Genomic DNA, 13,996 nt, shown 5'->3' with positions numbered 1-13,996 from the left:
ACGGGAACGCCACCCGTCGCGCCGGTGCCGCGCGGGCCGGTTCAGGCTTTGCGGAGATGAAGTGACATGTGTGCAATGGCGTATGCGGAATTTCAGCAGGAGTTGAAGAAGGCGCAGCTGACGGCGCGCGAATTCGCGCGGCTGATCCGGATGAACGAAAGCTCCATCACGAACTATTCGAGCAAGGGCACCGTCCCTTCGCACCTCGCGGTCATCGCGACCCTCATCGGCGCGCTCGCGGCGCACGAGATCGATTTCCGGCACGTGATCGGCAAGACGGCGATCGAGCCGAAGCGGCCGCGCGGCGGTGGGGTGTTTCCCGCTGCAGGCCGCGCCGAATCGGGGACGAAGAAACGCGACGCGTCGTGATCGGCCGGCCCGGACGGCGGCGTCGCGGCTAGCCGAGCGGTTTCGCAGTCGGGCACATCTGCTGCGGCTCCGCGTCACGCACGGCCGAGATGACCGCAGCATTCCGCGCCGCGAACGGCGCGCCGATGATTGGCATCGAAGCTCTACCGCAGTCAGCACATCGATACAGCAACGGCACGCAGCCGATCACGCCGCACGATCAGCCGTACCGGACAGCCTGCCGGCGCGCAGCGACGGTACGTCGGCAAAACCGCTGCGAATGAAGTTCGCCATTTCGTCGACCAGCGGCGTGGTTTCAGACGGCGGCAGATGCAAGGTCATCGCGAAGTCCGGCAACGAAGGCAATCCGTGTTCCGCTCGCAGCACCTGGAGATCGGCGGGCACCGTCGACGCGAGCCAGGCACTCACCGCGAGGTCCATCCGGACGGTCGCCTTCGTCGCCTCGATGTCGCCGCTCTCGAACACCGTCCGCCATGCGATCCCGTGGTGCGTCAACGCGTCGAACAATGCCGCGCGGAACACGCACGCGTCGCTGACGATCGACACCGGCAACGGCCGCTGGCGATGCGCGCCACCGTCCGCCGCGCCGGCCCATACGAGCGGCTCGCTGCGCAGGCACTCCCCTGTCGCCTCACGCGCCGGCTGCTCGATCACGGCGAGGTCGACGCGTCCATCGAGCAGCGCGACCGGCAGGTCGACCGACGCAAGATTGACGAGCACGATCTCGACATGCGGATAGCGGCGACCAAAGGCCTTGAAGATGCCGACGAGATACGTGGCGACCAGATCGGTCGGCGCGCCCACGCGCACCACGCCGCCCAACCCGGACGCGCTCATGTCGGCGCAGATGCGGTCGTTGAGCTGCACCAATTGCTCGGCCCGCTCGAGCAGGCGTTCGCCTGCGGCGGTCAGTTGCAGCCGCCCCTGCGAGCGGACGAACAGCCGCTGGCCAAAACACTCCTCGAGCCGCTTGATCTGCTGGCTGACCGCGCCCTGGGTCAGATGCAGCGCGCGTGCCGCGGCCGTCATGGTCGATCGACGCGAAACGGTGACGAAAGTGCGCAACAGGCTCGTATCGAGATTGCGGGGCATGAGGAAAGAGAGAGTATTAGCAACGCTAATGGACCGATTATAAACATTCGATATCCCGGCCCGCGAAAGGCTTTTAGAGTGGGGCTCACGTCGCCGATCGCGCTCCGAGCAAGCGGCTTCGAAATCCTTCCCGGCTCTTCATACGAGGGTATCCCGCCATGTCCGAGACGCTGTTCTCGCTGATCGTATTCGTCATCGTCGCCACCATCACGCCGGGTGGCGCGACCACGCTGGCGACCGCGTCGGGGACGCAGTTCGGGTTCCGCCGCAGCGTGCCGCTGCTCGGCGGAATCGCGCTCGGGCTCGCATCGCTCGCCGCCATTGCGGCGGCCGGTTTGGCCGGGCTGTTGCGTGCGGTGCCGGCGCTGCAACTGATCATGAAAGTGCTCGGCTCCGTGTACCTGATCTGGCTCGCATGGAAAATCGCATCGAGCGGCGCACCGAAGCAGTCGGCGAATACACCGAAAACGCCTACCGGCTTCATCGGCGGTGCGCTGCTCCTGTGGCTCAATCCGAAAGGATGGACGATGGCGCTGGGCGCGGCCGCATCGTTCGCGGCGCTGACGCCAGACCCGGTGCGCCTCGCCGCGATACTCGGCAGCGCATTCGGCCTCGCGGCGATCGTCTCGCTCGTGCTGTGGTGTACTGCCGGCGTGCTGCTCGGCCGCACGCTGCGGACCGATCGCCACTGGCGCATCGCCAACGCGGCATTGGGCGTGCTGCTCGCGTTGTCGATCGTTCCGATATGGATCGGCTGATCGCGCCGTGCTGTCGTAGCGCGCGCAAATGGCGACGCCGGAGATCGCTTCTATTCTCTCCATATCGGAGCGGACCATTGGCTACGAACCGCAGAACCGCCACCAAGACGCGAGCCATCGTCGACACGCCGCGAGCGTCGCCCGCCGTGCCCGCATCGATCCGCCCTCAACGCTCGTTGCGCACCTGATCGAGCAACGCCTGCAACGGATGCCGCAGTTGCTTCGACGACATGCGCTTCACCTGGCTGCGGCACGAGTACCCGGTCGCCAGCGCCTCGCCTCGTTCCGCGGAACCATCTACGTGCGCCGCCCACGATTGCGCATAGATCGCCTTCGACGTCGCGAGATTGCGCGCCTCGTGCCCATAGGTGCCCGACATCCCGCAGCAGCCGGCCGCCTCGACCGTCAGGCGCAGCCCGCGCCGCGCGAAGAGCTGCACCCATTGCTTGCCGCTGTCCGGTGCGTTGGTCCGCTCGGTGCAGTGCGGCAGCAGCCGAAACGCGGCGCCCGACGCGCGGCCCGTGCGGGCTTCCGGCAACGCATCGAGCAGCCACTCCTGCGGCAGCGCGACCGGCGGCACGTCGACGAGCCCGGTCACCTTCAGATATTCCTGCCGATACGTGAGCGTCATCGCCGGATCGAGGCCGACCAGCGCGACGCCCGAGCGCGCAAGCGCGGCCAGCTGCGTCGCGTTGCGGATCGCCGCCCGCTCGAACGCGCGCAGAAAGCCCTGCACGTGCAGCGCCTTGCCGTTCGGCGCGAGCGGCGCGAGCCATACCTGGAAGCCGATGCGCGCGGCCAGTTCGATCAGCGTCGCCAACTGCTCGGTGTCGAAGTAACGCGTGAACGTGTCCTGCACGATGACCACACTGCGCGCGCGCTGCGCGTCGGTCAGCGCGGCGAGCGCGTGCGGATCGGCCGGCCGCACGCACCATTGCCGCAGCGCGGCCGCGAGATCGAAGCGGCTCAGCAGCGGGCTGTCGACCATGCCGACCTGACGCTCGAGCAGCGTGCGCACCCACCCGGCCGCCATCATCCGGTTGTACAGCGCGGGCACGCGTGCGAGCCACGGCATCGTGAATTCGAGCGAGCCGATCAGATAGTCGCGCAGCGGCCGCTGATAGCGCTGGTGATACAGCTCGAGAAAGCGCGAGCGGAACTCGGGCACGTTGACCTTGACCGGGCACTGCCCCGCACACGACTTGCACGCGAGGCAGCCGGCCATCGCGTCGTACACCTCGTGCGAGAAGTCCGCTGCGCCGTTGCGCGCGGCGCGGCTGTTGCGCCAGCGCGCGACGATGCCCGTCGCCCACGGCTGCCGCACACGCGCCGCCGCGACGACGTCGACGCCCGCCTGCCCTTGCAGGCGCAACCATTCGCGCATCAGCGAGGCGCGCCCCTTCGGCGACTGCACGCGCTCGCGCGTCGCCTTCCACGACGGGCACATCGCGTCGTCCGGGTCGAAGTTGTAGCACGCACCGTTGCCGTTGCAGTGCATCGCGGTGCCGTAGCTGCGCCACACGCGCTCGTCGATCTGCCGGTCGTGGTCGCCGCGCGTCGGCACCTCGTCGATCTTCAGCAGCCGCAGCGTGCGCAGCGGCGGCGTCGCGATCTTGCCGGGGTTCAGCTGGTTGTGCGGATCGAACGCGGCCTTCAGTTGCTGCAGCGACGGATACAGCTCGCCGAAGAACGCCGGCGCGTATTCCGACCGCACGCCCTTGCCGTGCTCGCCCCATAAAAGGCCACCATGCCGCTGCGTGAGCGCGGCCACCGCATCCGACACCGGCCGCACCAGCGCCGCCTGCTTCGGGTCCTTCATGTCGAGCGCGGGGCGCACGTGCAGCACGCCGGCGTCGACGTGGCCGAACATCCCGTATTGCAGCCCGTGAGCGTCGAGCAGCGCGCGGAATTCGGCGATGTATTCGGCGAGGTTCTCCGGCGGCACCGCGGTGTCCTCGACGAACGGCTGCGGGCGCGCCTCGCCCTGCACGTTGCCGAGCAGCCCGACCGCGCGCTTGCGCATCGCGTACACGCGCTTGACCGCTTCAGCGCCGCTCGCGAGCGTATGGCCGAGCCGCGCGACGCTCGTATCGGTGCGCAGATGCTCGACGAACGCATGCACGCGCGCATCGACGTCATGGGCGTCGTCGCCGCTGAATTCGATCAGGTTGATGCCGAGCGTCGGACGCCCGTCGTCCCGCGGGAAATACTCGGCCACGCTGCTCCAGACGAAATCTTTCATCGCGAGCATCAGCACCTTCGAGTCGACCGTCTCGATCGACAGCGGCCGATGAGCGAGCAGCGCGCGCGCATCGCCCAGCGCGTCCATGAAGCTGCCATAGCGCACGTTGACCAGCACCGCATACTTCGGAATCGGCAGCACGTTCAGCTTCGCTTCGACGACGAAGCCGAGCGAGCCTTCGGCGCCGCACAGCACGCTGTTCAGATTGAAGCGGCCGTCGGCTTCGCGCAGGTGCGCGAGGTCGTAGCCGGTCAGGCAGCGATTGAGCTTGGGGAATTTCGCGTCGATCAGCGCCGCCTGTTCGTCGCGGATGCGGCGCGCGGTGCGATACACGTCGCCGACGCGGTCCTGCCGCGCGCAGCGGCGTTCGAGTTCGGCTTCGTCGACGGCGTCGCTGCGCAGCTGCTCGCCGCCGAGCAGCACGAAGTCGAGCGCGAGCACGTGGTCGCGCGTCTTGCCGTAGGTGCAGCTACCCTGCCCGCTTGCGTCGGTGTTGATCATCCCGCCGATCGTCGCGCGATTCGACGTCGACAGCTCCGGCGCGAAAAACAGCCCGTGCGGCTTCAGCGCGGCATTGAGCTGATCCTTGACGACGCCGGCCTGCACGCGCACCCAGCGCTCATCGGCGTTGATTTCGAGAATCCGGTTCAGGTTGCGCGACAGGTCGACGATCACGCCGTCGGTCAGCGACTGCCCGTTGGTGCCGGTGCCGCCGCCGCGCGCCGCCACCGCGACGCCGCGATGCTCGGGCTGCGCGAGCACGCGCGCGAGCAGCCGTACGTCGTCCGCATGCGCGGGGCTGACGACCGCCTGCGGCAGGCGCTGATAGATCGAGTTGTCGGTGGCCTGCACGGTGCGGTTCGCGTGGTCGGCGCGGATTTCGCCGGCGAAACCGGCAGCCTGCAGCGCGGCGAGGAAGTCGCGGTAACGGGCATCGAGCGGGCTGACGGGACGGGACAACGAAGCGATCGGCATGGAATGGCAGCGCAAAGTGATGGAAGCCGTTGCGCGGCCTCGTTTCAAACCATGAGTTTTGAGCAAGTTTCCACGCGCGCGGTAAATCCAGTATCTTGCGGAACTGCCCGACGAACAAACGAATTCTGCCCCGTCAACGCTTGCATAAAACTCATGAATTACCGCCGCCTGACCCCGTCGATGTCGCTGTTGCTGGTGTTCGAAGCCGCCGCACGGCACGAGAGCTACACGCGTGCCGCCGACGAGCTGTCGCTGAGCCAGAGCGCGATCAGCCGGCAGGTGCAGACGCTCGAGGCTCAGCTCGGCGTCGCGCTGTTCCGGCGCGAGGGCCGCTCGGTGAAGCTGACCGAGGTCGGGCGGCGCTACTTCGCCGAAGTGAGCGGCGCGCTCGGGCGCATCCGCGGCGCGACGCTGCAGGCGATGTCGCATCAGGCCGGCGCCGGCACGCTGCGGCTCGCGACGTTGCCGACCTTCGGTTCGAAATGGTTGCTGCCGCATCTGCACGGCTTCTACGCTGCGCATCCGGGCGTGACGGTGCATCTGCATTCGCGGATCGGCGCGATCGACTTTCACACCGACGACGTCGATGCGGCCATCACGGTCGGCACCGGCGATTGGCCGGGCCTGCACGCGCACCGGCTGTCCAACGAATTCCTGATCGCGATCGCCAGCCCGGCCGCCGCCGGGCGGCGCAACGCCAAGGCACGGGCGCCCGCCTCGGCGGCCGGTCAGACGCTGCTGGGCGTGACCAGCAATCAGCACGCGTGGGCCGAGTGGTTCGCGCATTTCGGCCTCGATCATCGCGACATGCGGGTCGGGCCGAGCTTCGAGCTGACGTCGCACCTGATCCAGGCCGTGCGGGCCGGCATCGGCATCGGCCTGGTGCCGAAGGTGCTGGTGGAAGACGAGCTGACCCGCCACGAACTCGTGCCGATCGGCGACGCGATCACGAGCCGGCGCAGCTACTATCTCGTCTATCCGCCGGAGAACGAAACGCTGCCGTCGCTGGCCGCGTTTCGCGAATGGCTGCTGAAAGCGTGCTGACCAATCATGACGACGACGACACGCTCACGCGGCGCGCGCCGGCGCGCCATTCGTTGAGGATCTGCCCGTCGAGGTAGTCGCACGGCGGGCGCGCCGGCTGCGCGCTGCGCGCGAGCCGCCATGCGGGCGTCGGCCTGCGCATGCGACCGATGCGTCGAGGCCCCCTGAGCGACGCCATTTTCGTTACATTCGTGCTACGAATGCTCCGATGCTACGTCACGCGGTGGGCGGCGCTTCATTGCCGCCGCCCACCGCGTACGATCAACCGTCCGCAGACCGCCCGGTTCGGCCGCCCTGCGCACCACCGTCAGGAACCCTCGCCAATGAAGAAGCTTGTCAACCGCCCGTCCGACGTCGTGCGCGAAATGCTGGAAGGCATCGCGCGGCAGTCACCGCATCTCGCGATCCTCGGCGACGAGCACGTGCTCGTCCGCAAGCCGCTTCCCGAACCGTCGCGGCGCGCGGTCGCGGTCCTTTCCGGCGGAGGCAGCGGCCACGAGCCCGCGCACGGCGGCTACGTCGGCGACGGGATGCTGAGCGCGGCCGTCTGCGGCGAGGTGTTCACATCGCCGTCCACCGACGCCGTGCTGGCCGCGATCCGCGCGACCGCCGGCCCGAACGGCGCGCTGCTCGTCGTCAAGAACTACACGGGCGACCGGCTCAATTTCGGGCTCGCCGCCGAGCTCGCACGCGCGGAGGGCATTCCGGTCGAGACGGTCATCGTCGCCGACGACGTATCGCTGCGCGAGCGCGTCGAGCGCGGGCAGCGGCGCGGGATCGCGGGCACCGTCCTGATCCACAAGCTCGCCGGCGCCGCCGCCGCACGCGGGCTGCCGCTCGCCCGCGTCGCCGCGATCGCGCGCGAGGCCGCGGCCGATCTCGGCACGATGGGCGTCGCGCTCGACGGCTGCACGATTCCGGGCGCCGACAAGTCGGGCTTCAGCCTCGCCGACCACGAAATCGAGCTCGGCCTCGGCATCCATGGCGAAAAAGGCGTCGAGCGCACTGCGCCGCTGCCGGCCGACGCGCTGGTCGACACGCTGCTGTCGAGCATCGTCGGCGATCTCGCCCTCGACGGCGGCGAACGGGTCGCACTGCTCGTCAACGGTCTCGGCGCCACGCCCGACATGGAGCTGGCGATCGTGCTGCGCGCCGCGTACGACAACCTGAGCCGGCGCGGCATCGCCGTCGAACGCGCATGGGCCGGCACGTTCCTGTCGGCGCTCGACATGCCCGGCTGCTCGATTTCCGTGCTGCGGCTGAACGACGAGCGTGCGGCGCTGCTCGACGCGCCGACGCAGGCGCGCGCGTGGCCGGGCGGCGGCGCAGTGAACCCGCATGTACGGATCGACGCGCCGGTCGCCAACGAGCCGCCGCCCCAGCCGCTCGATGCGGCCGCGAGCGCATGGGCCGCGCGCCTGCAGCCGGCGCTGCACGCAGTCGCGCGCACGCTGATCGACAACGAAGCGACGCTGACGGAACTCGACGCGGCGGCCGGCGACGGCGATCTCGGCGCGAGCATGCATCGGGCCGCGCAGGCGATTCTCGAGGTGCCGGACGCCGCGTACGGCACGCCGGCCGGCGCACTCGCGGCGCTGGGCGCCACGTTGCGTCGCGCGATCGCGGGCAGTTCGGGGCCGTTCTATGCGACCGCGCTGCTGCGTGCGTCGCGCCGCCTTGCCGACGCGTCGGACCCCATCGCGCCGTCCGCGCGCGACTGGGCGGCCGCGCTGCGCGGCGCAGCCGACGCGATCAGCGAACTCGGCGGTGCGCGCGCCGGCGACCGGACGATGCTCGATGCGCTCGTGCCGGCCGTCGACGCGTTCGACCGTGCGCTCGATCACGACCACGACGTCGCGAGCGCATGGGCGGCCGCCGTGCAGGCCGCCGAACACGGCGCGCGGCAAACGGCCGACATGCCGCCGCGCGCGGGACGGGCAAGCTATCTCGGCGCGCGCGCGCTCGGTACGCCGGATGGCGGCGCCGTGGCCGTCACGTACTGGCTGCGCGCGTTGCTGCCGCACGTGCGGTAGGCGGGCGTTTGCGGCCGTCGCGTGCGTGGTAAGGCTGGGCGCGGCGTGGCGCACTCGGTTCGGCATCGTTGTCGTCGGCCGGCGCGCTCGCGTGGTGCGTCGCTGGAATCGGCCGCCATGTCGCCCGGGTCGCGGGGGTGAAGCGGATGTGGCAAACGGGGGCCGCAGCAAGCGCGCGCGACGCGTGGTATGTCGTGCCGTGCTGTGCATTGTTGTGCCGCTTCGGGCCATGCCTTGCCATGCGGTGCCGCTCTGCGCCGCGGGGGGCCTCGCATCACCACCCCACCCCAGCTCCCCTCCCCGGGGAAAACCCCGATCCTCACATCGTCCTATGACATCCGGCGTCGCTAATTGGCGGGATTACTTTGATCCTCGTCGGCGCCCGTCCGGGCGCATGCTGATAGCGAGGATCCCTCATGCGATACGTGCCATCGATGACTTCCGTTTCCGCGGCCGCTTCCGTTGCGGACGACGCGGCTTCCCGCGGCGACGAGCCGCACTGTCTGCCGCGCGTCGCGATCGCGGCCGCGGCCCTCGGCAATGCGACCGAATGGTTCGACTACGGCATTTACGCGTACGGGCTCGCGTACATTTCGGCCGCGCTGTTTCCGGGCAGCACGGCCAGCGCGACGCTGTTCGCGCTCGGCACGTTCGCGATCTCGTTCCTGATCCGTCCGCTCGGCGGCCTGTTCTGGGGCCCGCTCGGCGACCGCCTCGGCCGCAAGCGCGTGCTCGCGCTGACCGTCCTGACGATGTCGGGCGCCACGCTGCTGGTCGGCGTGCTGCCGACCTACGCGAGCGCCGGCTGGCTCGCGCCGGCCGCCCTGATCGTGCTGCGCATGGTGCAGGGCTTCTCGACCGGCGGCGAATACGGCGGCGCGGCGACCTTCATCGCCGAATACGCGCCCGACGCGCGACGCGGCCTGTGCGGCAGCTTCCTCGAGTTCGCGACGCTCGCCGGGTTTTCGCTCGGCGCGCTACTGATGCTCGGCTTCGCGCTGCTGCTCGGCGACACCGCGATGCACGCCTGGGGCTGGCGCCTGCCGTTCCTCGTCGCGGCGCCGCTCGGGCTGATCGGCTTCTACCTGCGCTCGCGCCTCGAGGAAACGCCGGTGTTCCGCGAACTCGAAGAACAGGCGCAGCGGCGCGAGCAGAGCGCCGCGGCCGCCGCGCTGCCGCTCGGCCGGCTGCTGGTCCGCTATGCGAGGCCGCTGCTGCTGCTCGGCGGGCTCGTCGTCGCGCTGAACGTCGTCAACTACGTGCTGCTCGCGTACATGCCAACCTACATGCACAAGGAACTCGGCGTCAGCGAAAACCTGTCGCTGTTGATTCCGCTGCTCGGCATGCTCGCGATGATGGTGCTGCTGCCGTTCGCCGGCTGGCTGTCGGATCGCGTCGGCCGCAAGACGATGTGGTGGATCTCGCTCGTCGGGTTGTTCGTCGCGGCCGTGCCGATGTTCGCGCTGATGACGCACGGCGTGCTCGGCGCATTCGTCGGTTTCGCGGTGCTCGGCCTGCTGTACGTGCCGCAGCTCGCGACCATTTCCGCGATGTTCCCGGCGATGTTTCCGACCCACGTGCGCTATGCGGGCATGGCGATCGCGTACAACGTGTCGACGTCGCTGTTCGGCGGCACCGCGCCGATCGTCAACGACTGGCTGATCGGCAAGACCGGCAACACGATGATCCCCGCCTACTACATGATGGCCGCGTGCGCAGTCGGGCTCGTCGCGCTGTCGGCGGTGATCGAGACGCGCGGCTGCTCGCTGCGCGGCGACGCGGTGCCGGGGCAAGCGCGTTGACGCGCGACCGAGCACGCCGCGCCTCCCATAAACGGTAACCGTCGAATCGCCCGCCGCCCGGCACCGGACGGCGGGCGATCTGCGTTTCAGCTGTGGCGGAATCGGCGATGTCGTCGCCGCGCGCGCATGATCGCGCGGCCGTCCGTTTCGATCGCGCATGCGTGGCCGTCGACACCGGTTGCTTGGACAGGCTCCGAGGCGCCGGCGCTTTCGCGTGCGGCTCCGTAGGCGCCGCAACGGCCTCACGAACGGCGTGCCGCAACGGCCTCATGACCGACGACTCACCGAAGGCGCGCCACCCGCCTCATGCGCAGCGCTGCAGATCGACTCAGAACGTCGCCCAATCCGCGCCCGCGACTCGCGCCGGTGCGTTGCCGACCTTGCCGGTTTCGCGAACAGGGCGCTTCGCGCCGCGTGCCGGCGTGCGCGCAGCCGCCGCGACCGGCGCCGCCGCCGGCTGCGACCTCGACTCGACCTTGAATATCGCCACCGCCGCCTTCAGGCTGTCCGCCTGATCGGCCATCGACTGCGCCGCAGCCGTCGCCTGCTCGACCAAAGCGGCGTTCTGCTGCGTCACCTCGTCCATCTGCGTGACGGCGACGTTGACCTGCTCGATCCCCGTGCTTTGCTCGCTCGATGCGGACGCGATCTCGCCCATGATGTCGGTCACGCGTCTGACCGAGCGGACGATCTCGTCCATCGTCGTTCCGGCGTTCGACACCAGCGCCGAGCCGGCGGCGACGTGCGTCACCGATGTCTCGATCAGCTCCTTGATCTCCTTGGCCGCGACCGCGCTGCGTTGCGCCAGCGTGCGCACCTCGCCGGCGACCACCGCGAAGCCGCGCCCCTGCTCGCCCGCGCGCGCCGCTTCGACGGCCGCGTTGAGCGCCAGGATATTGGTCTGGAACGCGATCCCTTCGATGACGGAGATGATCTCGGCGACCTTCTGCGAGCTGGACGCGATGTCTTCCATCGTGCCGACCACCTGCTTCACGACGGTGCCGCCGGACGCGGCCGTCTGCGAGGCCGCGGCCGCCAGCGTGCTGCCCTGGCGCGCGTTCTCGGTGTTTTGCCGGACGGTCGACGTGAGCTGCTCCATGCTCGCCGCCGTTTCCTCCAGCGAGGCGGCCTGCTCCTCGGTGCGCTGCGACAGATCGACGTTGCCCTGCGCGACCTCCGCGGCGGCGAGCGAGATCGACTCCGCGGACACCTTGATGCCCTGCACGATCGTCGTGAGCCGCGCGCGCATCGCGTCGAGCGACGACATCAGGCTCGATGAATCGCCGTGCGCGACCGGCAGGTCGATCATCAGGTTGCCGTCGGCGATCTGCGCCGCCGCGTGTTGCGCGACGGACGGCTCGCCGCCGAGCTGACGCAGAATACTGCGCGCGATGACGATCGTCGTCGCGACGGCGACGAGCAGCGAACCGCCGACGATCGCCGCGACCAGCGCACGCACGCTCGCGTACGTCGCGGCCGCATCCTGCTTCGCCTGCTCGTTCATCTCGTCCTCGAAATTGGCGAGCTCCGTCGCCCGCGCCAGCCACACACGCTGCGGCGGCCTCGCGTTCTCCATCAGCTCCTTGGTGGCCGCCGCCGGGTCGTTGCTCAGGCCGAGCTGGGCCGCCTTGCGCAGCGCCGGCTGGGCCGCCGCCTCGTCCTGCTTGAGCGCGGCCACCAGCGTCCGCTCGCGCTCGGTGGTCGCCGGTTCGTCGGCGAACATGCGCGCGAGCTTCTGATACGCATCCGCGTAGATGTCGTCCTGCTTCTTGATGCGCTCGGCTTCCTGCGCCATCTCCTGCTGATCGGTGAGCAGCGCCAGATTCCGGACGGCGATCGCGCGATCCTGGATCGTCGCGCGAAGCCGGTTGGCGAGCTTCGCTTCGGTGTTGTTCACGCGCGCGATGGTGTCCAGCTGGCCGTGCAATTGCCACATGCCGTAAAACGCGGTCGCGGCTACGGTCACCAGCAGGATCGTCAGCAGCCCGAAACCCAGCATCAGGCGGCTGGATACTTTCATCTCTCTCATTTTGGCCCTCGGAGCAATGTCAGATTGTTGTTATTCGTTGTTTACGGCCGCGCACACGTTTGCTTAAGGAAAATTTCGGATAGCATGCGAATCGTGTGATGGGGTCGGTTGGCGAACACACGCGGACAGCGGCAGCCCGCTCCGGCTGAACCCAAAAGCAACGACGCCGTCGCACTCCCGTGCGACGGCGTCGTCTCGCGCGCAGCAGCCGCGCGTATCAGGGCCAGGGCCGCTGCGAACTCACGACACGGCGGCCAGATTGCGCTCCGCGACTTCGTCCACGGCTTCTTTCACGATACCGACGATCTCGTCGGCTTCCGCGCGCGTCATCACGAGCGGCGGCGCGAACCCGAGAATGTCGCCATGCGGCATCGCGCGTGCGATCACGCCGCGCCGCAGCGCGGCAGCCGACACCTGCGCGCCGATCTTCAGCGCCGGATCGAACGGCGTGCGCGCGTCGCGGTCGGCCATGAACTCGAGCGCGGCCAGCATCCCGACGCTGCGCACTTCGCCGACGAGCGGATGCGCACCGAACGCGTCACGCAGCTTCGCGCCGAAATACGCCCCAACCTCGGCGGCGTTGCCGACCAGATTCTCGCGCTCGAGAATCGCGAGGTTCGCCAGCGCGGCGGCCGCGCACACCGGGTGGCCCGAATACGTCCAGCCGTGCCCCATCGGCCCGTGCGCCTGCGAGCCGCGGGCGATCACGTCCCACACCTTGTCGCCGACGATCACGCCCGACAGCGGCGCATAGGCGCTGGTCAGTCCCTTCGCGACGGTGATCAGGTCCGGCTCGATGCCGAAATGCTGCGCGCCCATCTTCGAACCGAGGCGGCCGAACCCGCACACGACTTCATCGCTGATCAACAGGATGTCGTGCTGGCGCAGCACGGCCTGGATCGCGGGCCAGTAGCCGGCCGGCGGCGCGATGATGCCGCCGGTGCCCATCACCGGCTCCGCGATGAACGCGGCGATCGTGTCGGCGCCTTCACGCGCGATCAGCTTCTCGAGCTCGTCGACGCAGTACGCGACGAACTGCGCTTCGCTCATCCCCACCGGCGCGTTGCGATACCAGTGCGGACATACCGTGTGCTTCACGCGGTCGATCGGCAGATCGAAATGCTGATGGAAGCTCGGCAGCCCGGTGAGGCTGCCCGTCACGATCCCCGAGCCGTGATAGCCGCGCTCGCGCGAGATGATCTTCTTCTTGTTCGGGCGGCCGAGCACGTTGTTGTAGTACCAGACGAGCTTCACCTGCGTCTCGTTCGCGTCGGAGCCCGACATCCCGTAGTAGACCTTCTTCATCCCCACCGGCGCCCATTCGATGATGCGCGACGACAGCTCGATGATCGCGTCCGACGCGTGACCGACATACGTGTGGTAATACGCGAGCTGCTTCGCCTGCTCGTGCATCGCATCGGCCACTTCGGTGCGGCCGTAGCCGATGTTCACGCAGTAGAGCCCGGCGAAGGCGTCGATATAGCGCCGGCCCTCGTGGTCCTCGATGTGAATGCCGTGCGCGCCGCGCACGATCCTGCCCGGCAGCGCGCCGCTTTCGTGGTCGTACGCGTGCGTCGACGGATGCATGAAATGGGCGCGGTCCGCGCGCAGCAGTGCGTCGATCGATTGCTTCATGATGTGCTCCTTGAATT

General features: G+C 69.0%; 10 protein-coding genes. 5 read left to right on the top strand and 5 right to left on the bottom strand.

Annotated features, from left to right (window positions below):
* The first annotated feature begins 66 nt into the window (after positions 1-66).
* Positions 67-369 (top strand): hypothetical protein, encoded by a 303-nt coding sequence (locus tag WJ35_RS18990; RefSeq protein ID WP_011880663.1) that lies wholly within the window; start codon positions 67-69, stop codon positions 367-369.
* A 186-nt stretch (positions 370-555) separates the two neighbouring features.
* On the opposite strand, the gene WJ35_RS18985 is transcribed toward WJ35_RS18990, so the two are convergent.
* Positions 556-1,398: a LysR substrate-binding domain-containing protein gene (locus WJ35_RS18985; RefSeq protein ID WP_043292833.1), complete on the bottom strand. Its 843-nt coding sequence runs from the start codon at positions 1,396-1,398 to the stop codon at positions 556-558.
* 221 nt (positions 1,399-1,619) lie between these two features.
* Between WJ35_RS18985 and WJ35_RS18980 the strand changes: the two genes are divergently transcribed.
* Positions 1,620-2,219, top strand: a complete 600-nt coding sequence (locus WJ35_RS18980; RefSeq protein WP_011880665.1) for a LysE family translocator — start codon at positions 1,620-1,622, stop codon at positions 2,217-2,219.
* A gap of 166 nt (positions 2,220-2,385) precedes the next feature.
* On the opposite strand, the gene WJ35_RS18975 is transcribed toward WJ35_RS18980, so the two are convergent.
* Positions 2,386-5,436: an FAD-binding and (Fe-S)-binding domain-containing protein gene (locus WJ35_RS18975; protein WP_069239695.1), complete on the bottom strand. Its 3,051-nt coding sequence runs from the start codon at positions 5,434-5,436 to the stop codon at positions 2,386-2,388.
* Between the two features lie 153 nt (positions 5,437-5,589).
* Between WJ35_RS18975 and WJ35_RS18970 the strand changes: the two genes are divergently transcribed.
* Positions 5,590-6,480, top strand: coding sequence for a LysR substrate-binding domain-containing protein (locus WJ35_RS18970; RefSeq protein ID WP_011880667.1), 891 nt, complete (start codon positions 5,590-5,592; stop codon positions 6,478-6,480).
* A gap of 4 nt (positions 6,481-6,484) precedes the next feature.
* Here the strand turns inward: WJ35_RS18970 and WJ35_RS31415 are convergent, their stop codons facing one another.
* Positions 6,485-6,622, bottom strand: a complete 138-nt coding sequence (locus WJ35_RS31415; protein ID WP_155121941.1) for a hypothetical protein — start codon at positions 6,620-6,622, stop codon at positions 6,485-6,487.
* A gap of 181 nt (positions 6,623-6,803) precedes the next feature.
* Between WJ35_RS31415 and WJ35_RS18965 the strand changes: the two genes are divergently transcribed.
* Positions 6,804-8,513, top strand: coding sequence for a dihydroxyacetone kinase family protein (locus tag WJ35_RS18965; RefSeq protein ID WP_069239694.1), 1,710 nt, complete (start codon positions 6,804-6,806; stop codon positions 8,511-8,513).
* 416 nt (positions 8,514-8,929) lie between these two features.
* Positions 8,930-10,315 (top strand): MFS transporter, encoded by a 1,386-nt coding sequence (locus WJ35_RS18960; RefSeq protein ID WP_034194409.1) that lies wholly within the window; start codon positions 8,930-8,932, stop codon positions 10,313-10,315.
* 328 nt (positions 10,316-10,643) lie between these two features.
* Here the strand turns inward: WJ35_RS18960 and WJ35_RS18955 are convergent, their stop codons facing one another.
* Together WJ35_RS18955 and WJ35_RS18950 are read right to left on the bottom strand one after the other, a co-directional pair.
* Positions 10,644-12,344: a methyl-accepting chemotaxis protein gene (locus WJ35_RS18955; RefSeq protein WP_011879616.1), complete on the bottom strand. Its 1,701-nt coding sequence runs from the start codon at positions 12,342-12,344 to the stop codon at positions 10,644-10,646.
* A 240-nt stretch (positions 12,345-12,584) separates the two neighbouring features.
* Positions 12,585-13,979, bottom strand: a complete 1,395-nt coding sequence (locus WJ35_RS18950) for an aspartate aminotransferase family protein (protein ID WP_059475836.1) — start codon at positions 13,977-13,979, stop codon at positions 12,585-12,587.
* Positions 13,980-13,996 lie beyond the last annotated feature (17 nt).

The organism is Burkholderia ubonensis (genome assembly GCF_001718695.1).
In the GTDB taxonomy this organism is placed as follows: Bacteria; Pseudomonadota; Gammaproteobacteria; order Burkholderiales; family Burkholderiaceae; genus Burkholderia; species Burkholderia ubonensis_B.
The sequence above is the reverse complement of the archived record's forward strand: the minus strand, read 5'-3'. Positions and strand labels throughout refer to the sequence as shown.